16 protein-coding genes are annotated in these 15394 nt (G+C 65.5%); 11 read left to right on the top strand and 5 right to left on the bottom strand.

The features are described 5' to 3' along the window. The first annotated feature begins 59 nt into the window (after window positions 1–59). The 5 genes from QQJ84_RS11495 (at window position 60) to QQJ84_RS11475 (ending at window position 4082) form a co-directional block, all read left to right on the top strand. Window positions 60–401: a hypothetical protein gene (locus QQJ84_RS11495; RefSeq protein ID WP_284258336.1), complete on the top strand. Its 342-nt coding sequence runs from the start codon at window positions 60–62 to the stop codon at window positions 399–401. Beyond that, entirely contained in the window at window positions 361–1392 is a 1032-nt protein-coding gene (locus QQJ84_RS11490; RefSeq protein WP_284258335.1) for an alpha/beta fold hydrolase, read from the top strand. Before QQJ84_RS11495 ends, QQJ84_RS11490 begins: the two co-directional genes overlap by 41 nt. Window positions 1393–1429: 37 nt before the next feature. Beyond that, on the top strand, window positions 1430–2602 hold the full coding sequence (locus QQJ84_RS11485) for an acetyl-CoA C-acetyltransferase (RefSeq protein WP_284258334.1): 1173 nt from the start codon (window positions 1430–1432) through the stop codon (window positions 2600–2602). Window positions 2603–2725: 123 nt separating this feature from the next. Further along, on the top strand, window positions 2726–3436 hold the full coding sequence (locus QQJ84_RS11480) for a CoA transferase subunit A (RefSeq protein WP_284258333.1): 711 nt from the start codon (window positions 2726–2728) through the stop codon (window positions 3434–3436). 1 nt (window position 3437) lies between these two features. After that, window positions 3438–4082 carry a CoA transferase subunit B gene (locus QQJ84_RS11475; RefSeq protein ID WP_284258332.1) on the top strand — a complete coding sequence of 215 codons (645 nt, stop codon included), beginning with the start codon at window positions 3438–3440 and terminating at the stop codon, window positions 4080–4082. 60 nt (window positions 4083–4142) lie between these two features. On the opposite strand, the gene QQJ84_RS11470 is transcribed toward QQJ84_RS11475, so the two are convergent. Further along, window positions 4143–5528 (bottom strand): glycosyltransferase family 4 protein, encoded by a 1386-nt coding sequence (locus QQJ84_RS11470; protein ID WP_284258331.1) that lies wholly within the window; start codon window positions 5526–5528, stop codon window positions 4143–4145. 156 nt (window positions 5529–5684) lie between these two features. On the opposite strand from QQJ84_RS11470, the gene QQJ84_RS11465 reads away from it, so the two are divergent. From QQJ84_RS11465 to QQJ84_RS11445, 5 genes are all read left to right on the top strand, one after another. Next, the gene (locus QQJ84_RS11465) at window positions 5685–6191 is read left to right on the top strand and encodes a DUF3617 domain-containing protein (RefSeq protein WP_284258330.1); all 507 of its coding nucleotides are present in this window, start codon (window positions 5685–5687) and stop codon (window positions 6189–6191) included. Between the two features lie 59 nt (window positions 6192–6250). Continuing rightward, window positions 6251–7510: an AmpG family muropeptide MFS transporter gene (locus QQJ84_RS11460; protein WP_284258329.1), complete on the top strand. Its 1260-nt coding sequence runs from the start codon at window positions 6251–6253 to the stop codon at window positions 7508–7510. Between the two features lie 95 nt (window positions 7511–7605). Then, window positions 7606–8169: a DUF1285 domain-containing protein gene (locus tag QQJ84_RS11455; RefSeq protein WP_284258328.1), complete on the top strand. Its 564-nt coding sequence runs from the start codon at window positions 7606–7608 to the stop codon at window positions 8167–8169. An 18-nt stretch (window positions 8170–8187) separates the two neighbouring features. Next, window positions 8188–8745 (top strand): NUDIX hydrolase, encoded by a 558-nt coding sequence (locus QQJ84_RS11450; protein ID WP_284258327.1) that lies wholly within the window; start codon window positions 8188–8190, stop codon window positions 8743–8745. Beyond that, entirely contained in the window at window positions 8742–9929 is a 1188-nt protein-coding gene (locus QQJ84_RS11445; RefSeq protein WP_284258326.1) for a CCA tRNA nucleotidyltransferase, read from the top strand. The genes QQJ84_RS11450 and QQJ84_RS11445 overlap by 4 nt, the downstream gene beginning before the upstream one ends. 52 nt (window positions 9930–9981) lie before the next feature. Here QQJ84_RS11445 and QQJ84_RS11440 read toward each other — a convergent pair whose 3' ends face one another. The 4 genes from QQJ84_RS11440 to QQJ84_RS11425 form a co-directional block, all read right to left on the bottom strand. After that, a complete protein-coding gene (locus tag QQJ84_RS11440) occupies window positions 9982–11874 on the bottom strand; it encodes a potassium transporter Kup (RefSeq protein WP_408862100.1) in 1893 nt (630 codons plus the stop codon). A 235-nt stretch (window positions 11875–12109) separates the two neighbouring features. Next, window positions 12110–12880: a (Fe-S)-binding protein gene (locus tag QQJ84_RS11435; protein WP_284258324.1), complete on the bottom strand. Its 771-nt coding sequence runs from the start codon at window positions 12878–12880 to the stop codon at window positions 12110–12112. Beyond that, a complete protein-coding gene (gene mltA / locus QQJ84_RS11430; RefSeq protein ID WP_284258323.1) occupies window positions 12877–13992 on the bottom strand; it encodes a murein transglycosylase A in 1116 nt (371 codons plus the stop codon). Before mltA ends, QQJ84_RS11435 begins: the two co-directional genes overlap by 4 nt. 5 nt (window positions 13993–13997) lie before the next feature. Further along, entirely contained in the window at window positions 13998–14711 is a 714-nt protein-coding gene (locus QQJ84_RS11425) for a Tim44/TimA family putative adaptor protein (RefSeq protein ID WP_284258322.1), read from the bottom strand. Between the two features lie 122 nt (window positions 14712–14833). Here QQJ84_RS11425 and QQJ84_RS11420 point away from each other — a divergent pair, with 122 nt between their 5' ends. Beyond that, a complete protein-coding gene (locus tag QQJ84_RS11420) occupies window positions 14834–15388 on the top strand; it encodes a histidine phosphatase family protein (RefSeq protein WP_284258321.1) in 555 nt (184 codons plus the stop codon). Window positions 15389–15394: the final 6 nt, after the last annotated feature.

The following is a 15394-nucleotide window of genomic DNA, read 5'->3' as shown; positions in this document are numbered from 1 at the left end:
TTCCTTTTGTTCGGGGTAGGTAGAAGGGGTAGGCGGGCTACCGGGGAGCCGAATGCAGCATGGACGACACTTTGGCCCAGGATCTCGTGGCCATGTGGCAAAGCGAGCTGACCGCCATGGCGGCCGACCGGGAGGTTCGGGAGTCATGGGCGGCGATGGTGGCGCTTTGGGCGCAGTCGGCCAATGCTGCCCTGAGGTTTGCACCGTATGACCAGACGGCCGGAAGCTCCGGCGCCGCTCAGCCGGCGCGGGCCGCGCCCGCTGCTGCTGCACCTCAGCCTGGCGTGGATGAAATCGAGCGGCTTGGCCGCCGCGTCGCTGAACTTGAGCAGCGTCTGGCCCGGTTTATGGAACGCGGAGATGACGGAACCGGACCCGGCGCGGGCGCGGGCGGCGCTTGAAGGGGCGTTGCAGGCTGACCGTGCGCTGATTGCGGGGATCGCGGCGTATCGGGCTGACCCGTATGTGCGCGAGATGCGCGACCCGCCGGCGGTGTGGGAGGAAGGCGAGAGCCGGCTGCTGGATTATGGCGGGAGCGGGCCGCCGGTGGTGTTTGTGCCCAGCCTGATTAATCGGGCGTATATATTGGACCTGATGGAGGGGGGCTCGATGCTGCGCTGGCTGGCGGGGCAGGGGGCGCATCCGTATTTGTTGGACTGGGGCTGGCCGGGCGAGGTGGAGCGCGGGTTTTCGCTCACCGATTATATCGCCGGGCGGCTGGAGCGGGCGCTGGCGGCGATTGAGGGGCCGGTGGTGCTGGCGGGGTATTGCATGGGCGGGCTGCTCGCCCTGGCGGCGGCGTTGCGCCTGCCGGAGAAGGTGAGCGCGCTGGCGCTGCTGGCCACGCCCTGGGATTTTCACGCGGCGGACCCGGCGATTTCGCGGCGGGTGGGCGAGGCGATGCCGGCGATGGAGGCGGTGATGCGGTTTTCCAGCACGCTGCCGATTGATGCGCTGAATGCGTTGTTCACCTTGGTGGACCCGCATGGGGTTGGCGCCAAATACCGGGATTTTGCCGGGCAGCAGAAGAATTCGGCCCGCGCGCGGCGGTTTGTGGCGATGGAGGATTGGCTGGCGGATGGCGTGCCGCTGGCGGCACCCGTGGCGCGCGAGGCGCTGGGCGGCTGGTATGGGGCGAATACGACGGCGCAGGGGCGCTGGCGGGTGGCCGGGCTGGCGGTGGACCCGGCGCGGCTGGAGATGCCGGTTTTTTGTGCGATTCCGGAGCGTGACCGGCTGGTGCCGGCGGTCTCGGCGCGGCCGCTGGCGGCGCTGGTGAAACATGCGAAGGTGATTGAGCCGCGGGCCGGGCATATCGGCATGATTGCGGGGACGCATGCGCAAACCGCGCTGTGGCAGCCTTTCGCGGACTGGCTGCAGGGGCTATGCTGAGACACGGCCAAGGACCACACACAGAGGGAAAACAGTCATGAGTGATATCGTTATCGTTTCCGCCGCGCGGACCGCTGTCGGCAGTTTTAATGGTGTTTTTGGCGCGACGCCGGCGCATGTTCTGGGGGCCGCCGCGATCAAGGCCGCGATTGCGCGGGCCGGGCTGTCGCCGGAGGATATTGACGAGGCCATTTTGGGCCAGGTGTTGAGCGCGGCGCAGGGGCAGAATCCGGCGCGCCAGGCGATCCGTCTGGCGGGGATTCCGGATTCCAAGACGGCGTTCGGGATTAACCAGGTGTGCGGTTCGGGGCTGCGCGCGGTGGCGCTGGCGGCGCAACAGATACGCTCGGGCGAATCAAATATCGTGATCGCGGGCGGGCAGGAGAGCATGAGCCTTTCGGCCCATGCCGCTTATCTGCGGGCCGGGACGAAGATGGGCGATGTCGGGTTTATCGACACGATGATTAAAGACGGGCTGTGGGATGCGTTTAATGGCTATCACATGGGCGTGACCGCCGAGAACGTCGCCCGGGCGTGGCAGATTACGCGCGATCAGCAGGATGCGCTGGCGCTTGGTTCGCAGCAGAAGGCGTCGGCCGCGCAGAAGGCCGGGAAGTTTAAGGATGAGATCGTGCCGGTGACGCTGACCACCCGCAAGGGCGAGGTGGTGGTGGACCAGGATGAGTATATCCGCCACGACGCCTCGGTGGAGAGCATGGCCAAGCTGAAGCCGGCCTTTACGAAGGATGGCACGGTGACGGCGGGCAATGCCTCGGGCATTAACGATGGCGCGGCGGCGCTGGTGGTGATGAGCGCGGCCGAGGCCGCCAAGCGGGGGCTGACGCCGCTGGCGCGCATTGCGAGCTTTGCCACCGCGGGTGTGGACCCGGCGCTGATGGGCTCGGGGCCGATCCCCTCCTCGCAGAAGGCGCTGGCGCGGGCGGGCTGGAAGGTGGCTGATTTGGACCTGATCGAGGCCAATGAGGCGTTCGCGGCGCAGGCTTGCGCGGTGAACAAGGAGCTGGGGCTGGACCCGGCGAAGGTGAATGTGAACGGCGGGGCGATTGCCATCGGGCATCCGATTGGCGCCTCGGGCGCGCGGGTTTTGACCACGCTGCTGTTCGAGATGGGGCGCCGCGACGCCAAGAAGGGGCTCGCGACGCTGTGCATCGGGGGCGGCATGGGTGTCGCCATGTGTCTGGAGCGCTGATACCGCGGCGCTGATGGCGGCCGTGAAGGTATGGCCCATGCCATACCTTCACGGCTTGACAGCCGGGCTTTGAGGCGATGATGACAAAAGCCGATGTGACAACCAGACAATCAGCGAGGATGCATGGCCGTTTCAAAAATATTTCCCGATGCGAGGACCGCGCTCGCGGGCCATTTGAAGGATGGCATGACCATTATGGCCGGCGGGTTTGGCCTGTGCGGGATTCCCGAGGCGCTGATCGAGGCGATCAGGGAAGCCGGGGTGATGGACCTGACGATTATTTCCAACAACGCGGGCATTGATAATGTCGGCCTGGGCACGTTGCTGCAGACGCGGCAGGTGAGGAAGATGATCTCCTCGTATGTGGGGGAGAATGCGACGTTCGCGAAGCAGTATCTCTCAGGCGAGCTGGAAATTGAGTTCAACCCGCAGGGGACGCTGGCGGAGCGGATTCGCGCCGGTGGGGCGGGGATTCCGGCGTTTTTCACGGCGACGGGCTATGGCACGGATGTGGCCAAGGGCAAGGAAACGCGGGAGTTCAACGGCCGCCATTATGTGATGGAGACCGGGTTGTTCGCGGATCTGGCCATTGTGCATGCCTGGAAGGGTGATAGCGAGGGGAACCTGGTGTATCGCAAGACGGCGCGCAATTTTAACCCGATGATGGCGACGGCGGCGAAGTTCACCGTGGCGGAGGTGGAGAATTTGGTGGAGCCGGGGGAGATCGACCCTGACCATATCATCACGCCGGGGATTTTCGTGAAACGCATCGTCAAGCTCGGCCAGATCGAGAAACGGATCGAGCAACGCACTGTTCGCAAGAGGGCCGCATAATATGCCTTGGACAAGAGACGAGATGGCCGCCAAGGCGGCGGCGGAATTGCAGGATGGGTTTTATGTGAACCTCGGCATCGGTATCCCGACGCTGGTGGCGAACCATATCCCGGAGGGGATGTCGATCCAGCTGCAGTCGGAGAACGGGATGCTCGGGATGGGGCCGTTCCCCTATGAGGGCGAGGAAGACGCGGACCTGATCAACGCTGGCAAGCAGACGGTGACGGTGTTGCCGACGACCAGTTTTTTTGATTCGGCATCGTCCTTCGCGATGATTAGGGGCGGGCATATTAATATCTCCATCCTCGGCGCGCTGCAGGTGGCCGAGAACGGCGACCTCGCGAACTGGATGGTGCCGGGCAAGATGGTGAAGGGCATGGGCGGGGCGATGGACCTTGTGGCCGGGGTGCCGCGGGTGGTTGTTTTGATGGAGCATACCGCCAAGGGCGAGGCCAAGATCCTGAAGCGTTGCACTCTGCCGCTGACCGGGCTGGGCGTGGTGAGCAAGATTATCACTGATCTTGCGGTGTTCGAGGTGAATAAGGCCGAGACGCCGTCGCTGATTCTGGTGGACCATGCACCCGATGTGACCGTGGAACAGATTCGCGCGCAGACCGAGGCGGAGTTTTTCGTCGCGGTGAAGTAACGCCGCCCGCCGCGCGGGCGGGGGTGTTGGAGGAATGAGGCCAGGTTGTATCTCCTGGCCTTATTTGTTGGCGGTCTCGTAGGCGGGGATTGTGTGGGGCCGCGTAGCCGTGCCGAGGTGGTTGAGCAGGGTGGTGGCGGTGACATCCCAGGTTGGCGGGGTGAAGCTGGCGGCGATGTGTTGCTCGAGGCGGGCTATCTGTTGCGGGTTTTCGATGAGGGCGCGGATGGTGGCGGCGGCCTCGGTGAGATTTTCGGGATCAAAATAGGCGCAGAAGGATTGGCCGGCCTCGGGGATGGAGGCGCGGTTGGAGATGGCCGCGGTTTTGCCAAAGCAGAGGCTTTCGGTGACGGGGAGGCCCCAGCCCTCGTAGAAGGAGGGGAAGAGGGTGAAGAGACAGTTTTGGTAGAGGTTGGCGAGGGTGGTTTCGCTGGGGCTGTCAATGAAGCGGATTTTGCCGCCGAGCCAGTTGGCGTTGGCGAGTTGTTGCAACAGGTCAGCCGTGAGCCAGCCGGTTTTGCCGGCGAAGACGAGGGTTGGGACGGATGCCTCGGGCATGGTGGCGAGCAGGCGGCGCCAGACGCGGAGCATGCCGGTGTGGTTTTTGCGGACCTCGATGGTGCCGACCATGAGGATGTAGGGGGATTGCAGCAGGGGCGCGGCGGGGGCCGGGGATTGGCGGCCGTGGCTGCCGGTGGGGAGTATGACGGGTGGGGCGATGGTGGTGCCGCGTTTTTGCAGGCAGGCGGTGAGGTCGTGCGCGGTGTGGCGGGAGACGGCGAACATCAGGCTGGTTTGCGGGACCATGGTGCGCAGCCAGTTTGAGAAGTCGCGCACGGTGCCGGGGGTGGACCATTCGGGGTAGAGTTCGGGGATGAGGTCATGCGCGAGGAGGGCGAGGTGCGCGCCCTGGCTGTGCAGGCTGGCGAGGAGTTTGGGCGGGTAGGGGCAGACCCAGGAGGCGCCGAGGTTCACCAGCCAGTCGCCGGGGGTGAAGGTGATGGCGGGGGCCGGTAGTTCGAACTGGTGGCCGCCGATGCTGTTGCCGGGGGCGGTGCGGGGGCGCAGGGCGGCGCGGCAGAGGTCGCGGCTGGCGGCCAGGCCGGCGAGCCCGGCGCGGGCCATGACGCCGAGGGGCAGCCGGTAGTGCAGGGGCAGGCGGCGGGCCGCGATGGCGAGGCGGGTTTCGCGCGGCGGCAGTGGCAGGGGCGAGAAGCGGGCCGGGGATTTGGCATCGGCGGCGGCGAGGATGCCGGCTTCCAGCGTGGGGAAATGGATGGGTTTGAAGCCGGTTTTGGTGCGGCGGCAGAAGCCGAGCGTGCCGGTGGCGCCGGCCTGGCGCCAGAGGGCGCGGTAGGTCTCGAAGCTGAAGCGCTGGATGCCGGTTGGCCGCGAGGCATTTTGGAAAAACTGGATCAGGTCTTCGGCGTCGAACCAGATTGTCATGACGCCTTCTCTCAATCCAGGGTAGATGATAGTTTATGATGAACTACCATTAAGTGTTGCTGGCGGCAAAAACAATTTATGGGAAGGTTTGCCCGGCCGGGGAGGCGGGGTATGGTTTGCGGCGTGCGCGGGGGTTGGTTAAAACGGGGTATGCGAATGAAAATGCACTCTGCCGCCGTGCTGGCGGTTCTTGGTTTCGGCGTGGCCCATGCGGCGGTGGCGGCGAGCCTGCCTGCCAGGGAGTCTGGCCTGTGGCAGAGCACGACGACGGTGACGGGGGCCGATGGCAAGCCGCTGCCGAATGCCGAGAATGTGGTGACGGTGAGTTGTGTTGATCCGTCCACGGATATCAAGTTTTTCACCAGTAATGATAATTCCTGTACCAGCCTCACTGTTTCAGGCTCCGGCGCGAAATATGCGATTGACGGCAGTTGCATGCAGAGCGGCAAGCCGGTGCGGATTCATGAGACGCTGGATTATGCCAGCGCGCAGAGCGTGACGCTGAAGGCGGCGATTGATTCGCCCTCCGGGCCGTTGACGGTGACCTCGCAGTTGCAGTGGCAGGGGCAATGCCAGGCGGGAATGGAGCCGGGCGACGAGGGCAGCATGGTTGATGGTGCTTTCAGCAAGGCCGATAATATCAACGATCCGGGTGGTCTGTAGGCCGGAGCGGCGTTTGGGCCGCGCGCCGTGCCCTGTGCGTGGCCTGGGATGAGGCGGCGATGAAGGGGGCATCGTTGCGCGCCTTCGCGATTATGACGGCGCTGGGGTTTTCCTCCGGGCTGCCGCTGGCGCTCTCGGGGTTTACGCTGCGGATGTGGCTGTCTTCGGCGCATCTGGGGCTGGGGGTAATTGGGCTGACGGCGAATATCGGCCTGGCCTATACGCTAAAATTTTTGTGGTCGCCGGTGTTCGATGAGGTGAAGCCGCTGTTTTTGGGGCGGCGGCGGGGGTGGCTGCTGCTGGTGCAGGGGTTGCTGGTGGCGTGCATTGTGGCGCTGGGCTGTTCTGACCCGGTGGCGCATGTGGGGTGGACGCTGGGGGTTGGGGCGGTGCTGGCGTTTGTGTCGGCCAGCCAGGATATATTGATTGATGCGTGGCGGATTGAGACGTTTGCCCCCCGCGCGCAGGGGGCGGCGCTGGCGGCGTATGTTTGGGGGTATCGCGGGGCGATGCTGATTTCGGGCGCCGGGGTGATTGCGCTTTCAGTGAAGACCGGCTGGCATGAGGCGATTTTGCTGATGGCGGGGCTGGCGCTGGCGGGGCCGGTGGCGACCTTGATGGCGGCGGAGCCGCAGGTGGCGCGCGAGGTTGCGCCGGCGCGGTTTGGGGCGCGGTTTGCTCAGGCGGTGCGTGAGCCGCTGGTGGAGTTTCTGGCGCGGCGCGGGGCGCTGGTGGTGGTGGCGTTCATTGTTTTGTTCCGGCTCGGCGAGGCGCTGGCCGGGGTGATGCTGGCGCCTTATTACACATTTTTAGGGTTTGACCGGGCGGCGATCGCGGTGGCGAACGGGCCGGTCTCGCTGGCGGCGGTGCTGGCGGGGGCGGCGGTTGGGGGTTTTTTGGTGGCGCGGCTCGGCGTGGGGCGGGCGCTGCTGGTGACGGGGGTGTTCCAGACGCTGGCGATGGCGATGTATCCGGCCTTGGGGCTGTTTCCGGGCGAGCCGCATATGCTGGTGGTGACCTCGGCGCTGGAATCGTTCGCGGAGGGGGTCTCGGATGCGGCGTTTCTGAGCTATATGTCAGGGTTGTGCCACCCGGAGCATACGGCGACGCAGTTCGCCTTGCTGTCTTCGCTGGCGCCGATGGCGCTGCGGACGGTTGGCGGGCTTTCAGGGTATATGGCCGCGGCGATGGGGTTTATTCCGTTCTTTATTCTCTCGGCTTTCGCGGCGGTGCCGGCGATGGCGCTGATGCTGGTGATCCTGCGGTTTTATCCGCCGGCGGACCGGCGGGTGGTTGTGGGCGCGGAGATTCCCGGCTGATTTGCGGGCAGCGTGCGGTTGCCCATTTTATCGCAATATGATGCACCCTATATCAGGGCATCATGAGATCATTGAGGCCGGAGAAAAGCGCGATTGTGATTGAGGGTAAGAAGCAGGATTGCGCCAGGTCCAGGCTGGAGCGGGTTGCCGCCGATTGCGGGGATTTGCCGTTTTTGATCAGGCGCGACGGAACCTGGATGTATCGGGGTAGCCCGATTACGCGCAAGCCGATGGTTTGTTTGTTCTCCACGGTGCTCAAGCGCGAGGAAGACGGCGGGTATAGTTTGGAGACGCCGGTGGAGCGGGGGCGGATAGAGGTTGAGGATGTGCCGTTCGTGGCGGTGGAGATGGAGTGGGCGGGGCACGGCAGCCAGCAGGTGCTGACGTTTCGCACGAATGTCGACCAGTGCATTACCGCGGGGCCGGAGCATCCGATACGGATACGCCATGATCTGTTGAGCTGCGAGCCGACGCCTTATTTGCATGTGCGCGATGGCAAGGGGCAGTTCCCGATTGAGGCGCGGATTTGCCGGGCGACGTATTATGAGCTGGTGGCGCTGGCCGAGCCGGGGATGGTGCGGGGGCGCAATGTGATGGGTGTTTGGAGCTGCGGGGCGTTTTTTTCGCTGGGCGATCTGCCGCAGGGCTGCGGCAAGTAGGCTGGAGAGAATGACGCGATGACCGAGGCGGAACTGCGGCGGCTGTTGCCTGCGGGTTTGGCGCATAGCCGGTTGCCGCCGGAGGGGAACCGGCCGGCCGCGGTGTTGATTCCGCTGGAGCCGGGACGCGGGGTGTGGCTGACGCGGCGTAGCGCGCATATGCCCAACCATGCCGGGCAGGTTTCATTTCCGGGTGGGAAGATAGAGCCGGGGGATGCTTCGGTGGAGGCTGCTGCGCTGCGCGAGGCGCGTGAGGAGGTCGGGCTTGATCCGGCGGTGGCGGAGATCCTCGGGCGGATGGATGATTTTATTACTGGGACGGGGTTTCATATTGCGCCGGTGGTGGCGCTGGTGCCGCGCGGGGTGGTGTTTTTGCCTGATCCGGGGGAGGTGCAGGAGGCGTTCTGCCTGCCCTTTGAGACGTTGCTGGACCCGGCGCAGCCGCGCAGCCGGCGGGTGTATTGGCGGGGGATTGAGCAGGATTTTGTTGTCTGGCCGCATGAGGCGCATGTGATTTGGGGGGCGACGGCGAAGATATTGCTGGATTTGGCGCGGCGCCTGCGCGGGGCGGCATGATCGATCTGCCGGGCATGGCGGCGCTGTGGGATGCGTTGCCGCAGGCGCGGATGGTGGGCGGCGCGGTGCGCGATATGCTGGCTGGGCGGGAGGTGGCGGATGTGGATTTCGCCGTGCCGCTGAGCCCCCAGGAGGTGATCGCGCGGGTGCGGGCCGCGGGGTTGAAGGCGGTGCCGACCGGGCTGGCGCATGGGACGGTGACGGTGGTGGCGTGCGGGCGCGGCTTTGAGGTGACGAGCCTGCGGCGCGATGTGGCGACCGATGGGCGGCATGCTGTGGTTGAGTTCACCGATGACTGGGAGATGGACGCGAGCCGGCGGGATTTTACCATCAATGCGATGTCGGCCACGCGCGATGGCGCGGTGTTTGATTATTTTGGCGGGCGGGAGGATTTGGCGGCGGGGCGGGTGCGCTTTGTGGGCGAGGCCGGGCGGCGGATTGCCGAGGATTATCTGCGGATTTTAAGGTTTTTTAGGTTTTTTGCGCGTTATGGGCGCGGGGCGCCGGATGCGCAGGCGGTGGCGGCGATTGTGGCGCTGCGCGAGGGGGTGAGGAGCCTCTCCGCCGAGCGGGTGTGGAGCGAGGTGAAGCAGATTTTGCGGGCGGATGATCCGCGCGCGGTGGTGGCGCTGATGCGCGAGACGGGTGTGCTGGAACTGGTGTTGCCGCAGGCCGATGAGGCGCGGCTGGCGGGCATGGTGGCGCGCGGGGCGCCGGTTGATGAATTGTTGCGGGTGGCGGCGCTGCTGCGCGGGGATGCGGGTTTGTTCGCGCAACGCTGGCGGCTGAGCGGCGCGGAGCAGGTGCGGCTGGCGGCCTTGATGGTGCCGGATGCGCTGGCGCCTGATGCTGACGATGCGGCGCTGCGCCGGGCTTTGGCCGAGGTGCCGGGGGAAATATTGATCGGGCGGAGCTGGCTGGGGCAGGATGACCGGCTGGGGTGGGATGATTTGCGGGCGCGGATTGCCGCCATGGCGCGCCCGGTGTTTCCGGTGCAGGGGCGCGATGTTGTGGCGCTGGGTGTGCCGCCGGGGCCGGGTGTTGGCGAGGTGCTGGATGCGGTGCGGCGCTGGTGGATGGCGGGGGGGTGTGTGGCGGATGCGCGCGCGTGCCTGGGGCGCGCGCGCGCTGCGTTAGATGGCGATCGTTTGAGGTTCGCTCAACCGGGCGGGCCGAAAGCGTGAATCGCCCTCAGAAAAACGGGTAGAGCCTGATCGCACTCAAAGCGATCAGGCTCTAGATGGCGATGCGCACGCCCAGCTCGACCACGCGGTCGCTCGGGATTTGGAAAAATTCGGTGGCGGAGACGGCGTTGCGGGTCATGAACAGGAACAGCCAGCGGCGGATGAAGTTGAGTTTGGGCACCGAGGCGGGGACCACGGTTTCGCGGCCGAGGAAGTAGCTCATCTGCATGGGGGAGCTCTCGATGCCCTGGGCGGAGAGGCTCTCGAGCCCGCGCGGTACGTTCGGGCTTTCCATGAAGCCGTAGGAGAGGGTGACCTTGTAGATGCCGGGGGCGACCTGCTCGGCGGCGGCGCGGGTCTCGGGCTTGGCCTGGGGAACGTCGAGCGTGCGGACGTTCACGAAGAAAACCTGCTCGTGCAGCACCTTGTTGTGTTTGAGGTTGTGCAGCAGGGCGTTTGGCACGAAGTCAAGATTGCCAGTCATGAAGACGGCGGTGCCGGGGACTCGGATTGTGCGCGATTGCGGCAGGCGGGCGAGGAAGGAGGCGAGGGGCAGGCTGTCCTGGGTCCAGCGGGCGATGATGAGGTTGCGGCCGCGGCGCCAGGTGGTCATGATGAAGATGATGGTGAGGCCGATGGCCAGGGGAACCCAGCCGCCTTCGACGATTTTTAAGGTGTTGGCGGAGAAGAAGGTGAAGTCCACGATGCCGAACAGGCCGAAGATCGTGACGACGCTCCAGAGCGGCCAGTTGAACTGGCGGCGGTAGACGAAGGCGGCCAGGGCGTTGTCGCAGAAGAGGGTGCCGGTGACGGCGATGCCGTAGGCCGCGGCCAGGGCGTTGCTGGAGCGGAAGGTGAGCACCAGCAGGATGACGCCAACGGCCAGCAGGGCGTTGATTTGCGGCACGTAGATTTGGCCTTGTTCGTGTTCGCTGGTGTGGCGGACTTCCATGCGGGGGAACATGCCGAGCTGCATGCAGATGCGCGCGACGGAATAGGCGCCGGAGATGACGGCCTGGCTGGCGATGACGGTGGCGAGCGTGGCGAGGATCACCAGGGGGATCTGCAGCACATGCGGCGCCATGTTGAAGAATGGGTTGTTGGCGGCGGCGGGGGTGCTGAGCACCAGCGCGCCCTGGCCGAAGTAATTCAGCACGACGGAGGGGAAGACGAAGAATATCCAGGCGGCGCGGATGGGGTTGCGGCCGAAATGGCTCATGTCGGCGTAGAGGGCCTCGGCGCCGGTGACGGCCAGAACGACCGCGCCCAGGGCGACGAAGGAGATGCGCGGGTGCATGAGGATGAAGGTGACGCCATCGTAAGGGTTGAGGGCGCCGAGCACGAGGGGGTGCTGGATGATTTGGACCAGGCCCAGCGCGCCGATGACGAAGAACCAGATGGCCATGATGGGGCCAAAGGCGCTGCCGACGGCGGCGGTGCCGTGGCGCTGGACCAGGAAGAGCCCGGCGATGACGGCCAGGGCGGCGGGGATGACGAAGGGGGTGAGGTCGGGGGAGATGACTTCCAGGCCCTCGATGGCGGAGAGGATGGAGATCGCGGGGGTGATGACGCCGTCGCCGAAAAACAGTCCGGCGCCCATGATGCCGAAGAGGCCGATGATGTTGCGGGACTTTTCGCTGCGCGCGACGCGCGAGGCCAGGGCCATGAGGGAGAGGGTTCCGCCTTCGCCGTTATTGTCGGCGCGCATGATGAAGGTGACGTATTTGAGGGTGACGACGACCATCAGGGACCAGAAGATGAGGGAGAGGATGCCGTAGACATCCTCAACCTGCTCGCCGGAGTTCTGGAAATAGCCCAGCGCGGTTTGCAGGGTGTAGAGCGGGCTGGTGCCGAGATCGCCGTACACGACGCCGAGCACGGCGATGAGTACGCTTAATCGCAAACGCCGTTTTATGTCGCCGCCGTCAGTTTTGGTCATTTTAATTTGCTCATTTGATGAGGATCGGTGCCGGGTTGGCCGGGCGGCCAGGCAACGGGGGGGGTGATGTGATTGTGTTCCGTGCCGGGCGGTGCCGCGATCGGCGCGCTCATAGGAACACGCCCGCATGGGGGCGTGGATTCCAGCGGTTTTGTGCTGCTGAAAAACAAGCTCACGCGGGCCAATGTGATGCCATGATGGGCGCTGCTTTAGCGGGTTGGCAGATTACCCGCAAGTAACGTCAAGGCGGGGGGGTGGGTTGGCCGATGGCTTGGGTGTCCGGGGTGGTGCCGGCCAGGACTTCGGCGATGTGGCGGACTTGCGTTTTGGCGCTCTGGCGGGAGAGCCGGCCGGCGAGGTGGAGCAGGCAGCCGAGGTCGCCGGCGAGGAGGAGGCTGGCCTCGGTGGTCTCGATGCCGGTGGTTTTATCGTCGGCCATTTTGGTCGAGATATCGGAATATTTGACGCAGAAGGTGCCGCCGAAGCCGCAGCAGAGCTCGGGCTCTGGCATTTCCGCCAGGGTGAGGCCGGGGATTGCGGCGAGGAGCTGGCGGGGTTGGGATTTGATGCCGAGTTCGCGCAGGCCGGCGCAGGAATCGTGGTAGGTGGCGGTGATGTTGAGGGGCGGCGGGGTGGGGGTGTGGTGCAGCACGTCCACCAGGAAGGCGGTGAGCTCGTAGGTTTTGGCGGCCAGGGCTTCGGCGCGGGGGCGTAGGTTGGGGTCGCCGCTGAAGAGGGACGGCAGGTGGCGCGAGAGCATGCCGGCGCAGGAGCCGGAGGGGACGACCACATAATCATAGGCGGCGAAGGCGGTGAGCAGGCCCAGCGCGAGGTCATGGGCGGTGGCGCGGTCGCCGGAATTATAGGCGGGCTGGCCGCAGCAGGTTTGCGCGCGAGGCACCTCGACAATGCAGCCGGCGGCTTCGAGCAGGGAGATGCTGGCGAAGGCGACGCTGGGGCGGTGCAGGTCTACCAGGCAGGTGACGAAGAGGGCGACGCGCGGCGGACTCATGGTGTGGCCCCCGCGGTGGGGCGCGGGACCAGGATGTAGAGGCTGCCGGGTTGTTGCATGACGCCGGCGGTGGCCTGGGCGTCTGGCCCAGCGCCGAAGAAGAGGTCGGCGGCCTCGGCGCCGTGGATGCCGCCGCCGGTGTCCTGCGCGATGGTCAGGCGGTTGAGGGCGGCGTGGGTTATGGGGTCAGTCGTGGTGAGGAAGACCGGGATGCCGAGGGGGATGACGGCGGTATCGACCGCGAGGGAGCGCCCGGCGGTGAGCGGGACGCCGAGTGCGCCGGGGGCGCCTTGGTTGCTGGGCAGGCCGCCGAGGGGTTTGAGATAAACGTAGCGGGCGTTCTGCTCCATGATGCCGCGGGCCTCGGCGGGGTGGGATTTCAGCCAGGCGGAAATGCTCTGGTAGCTGACGTTATCGGGGGTAAGGGCGCCGTTCTGGACCAGGATGCGGCCGATGGGGGTGTAGGGCTGGCCGTTTTGGCCGTCGAAGCCGACGCGCAGGGTTTGGCCGTTGGGCAGCAGGATGCGGCCCGAGCCCTGAATTTGCAGCATGAAGGCATCGACCGGGTTGGTCAGGTAAGCCGTGACCGGGGTTTTGCGGTAGAGGGCGTTATTGTCGATGGCGGCGCGGGGCAGGTTGGCGAGGGAAGGGTCGGCAGGTTTGGCGTAGAGGGGGACTGTGTAGCCGGGGGCGAGGTTTTTTGAGCCGGGGAATTCGGGCTCGAAATAGCCGGTGATTTTGGCCTGGCCGTCGATGTTGTAGGCGGTGAAGTAGGTCTCGAAGAAGGTGCGGGCGGCGGCGGGGTCGCCTGGGGTGGTGTCGCGCGCGCCGTTGCAGGCATTTTGCCATTGCCCGGCCTGGCCGGCGGTTTGCTGGAGGAAGCCGGCGCCGCCGAGGGATTGGTCAGGCGGCATGAGCTGGATGGCCTTGCAGCCTTGGACAAAGGCGGCCAGGGCGGCGGCGGTGTTGTCGTCTTCCCAGCCGGGGAGGCTGGTGAGGGCGACGCTGGTGGCGCCGGGGCCGCCGGGGAGGGTTTGTTGCACGGTGGTCTGCGGCTGGACGCAGCCGGCGAGGATAAGGGCGGGGGCGAACCAGAGATGGCGCAGACGCATGGGGATTAGCCGCTCCGCGCCGCGGCGAGGCGCCAGGTGAGGTCTTTGCTCTTCAGGTTGCGCTCGAAGGTCCAGAGATCGGTGAGTTCGGTGACGGCTTCGGTGCCGACCAGGGGGTTGCCTGCCGCATCCAGGGTCAGGTTCACCTGGTCGGAGGTGAAGCGGACGATGATGGCGGCCTGATCGCCGATCAGCTCGGCGTCGTCGATGGTGGCGGAGAGGATGGCCTTGATCTCGGTGCGGTGGCGCTCATTGGCGGCTTCGCGGGCGGCGATGGCGCTCTCGAAGGTTTGATAGACGCTCTCGCTGAGCAGGGATTTGAGGGTGGCGCGGTCGCCGGCGGCGAAGGCGGTGACGATCATGCGGAAGGCGGTTTCGGCGCCGGTGAGGAATTTTGGCGGGTCGAAATTGGGGTCGCGGTTGACGATTTGCATGAGGCGCTCGCCCAGGGCGGAGCGGGGGTCGGGCACCGGGCGGCCGGGTTGCGCGGGGAAGGCGCGGCCTTCGATGATCGGGCCGTTGCCGAAGCCGGGCATCTGGCCGGGGGGGACGGGTGGTTTTTCGAAGCCGACGCGCCGCCCCAGGATGCTGCGCAGGCGCAGGCCGAGGAAGATGGCGATCCCGGCGAAGAGGATCAGCGTGATGGGGAATCCCCCGAAGTTTTGTAACGCGTTGGCCTGCACGGCACCCTCTGACTTTTTGAGTAGAAACTGATTCACGTTGCCAGCCTAGCCCAGGAACTGGGGGCGGCAACGATCAGCCTCTAGCCAATTCATGACTATTCTAGGACATACGTCTATGTACGCGACCCGGCAACATTGCCGCGCTTGAAGGATTGTCCATGTTTCTGCTTCGACACGGGGAAAGCTATTTTAACCTGCATTTTAGCGCGACCAGGGTGGACCCTGGGATTGAGGACCCGGAGCTGACGCCGCGCGGGCTGGAGCAGGCGCAGGCGGCGGCGGCGCGGTTGGCGGGGGTGCGGCTGACGCGGATGATTATTTCGCCGTATACGCGGGCGCTGCAGACGGCGCAGCCGATTTTGCAGAACCATAGGCTGCGGGTGGATATCATGCATGAGGTGCGCGAGCGGACGGCGTTTGTGTGCGATGTGGGGAGCCATCCGGATTTGCTGGCGGCGAAGTTTCCGCACCATGATTTTGGGCATCTGCCGCCGCATTGGTGGCATGACCGGCGCGAGACCACGGAAGAGACGGTGGGGCGGGCGAATGCTTTCAGGGCACGCATGGCGGCGCGTGATGATGATGAGACGACGGTGCTGGTCAGCCATTGGGGTTTTATTTTGGCGTTGACCGGGATTTCGGCCGGTAATGGCGAAATTCTGGAATATGATCCAAAAACACCGGCGCCGGAACAAATTGTGTGGCACCCGTAGCCTGAG

Source organism: Acidocella aquatica (assembly GCF_030160635.1).
Lineage (GTDB): Bacteria > Pseudomonadota > Alphaproteobacteria > Acetobacterales > Acetobacteraceae > Acidocella > Acidocella aquatica.
The sequence above is the reverse complement of the archived record's forward strand: the minus strand, read 5'-3'. Positions and strand labels throughout refer to the sequence as shown.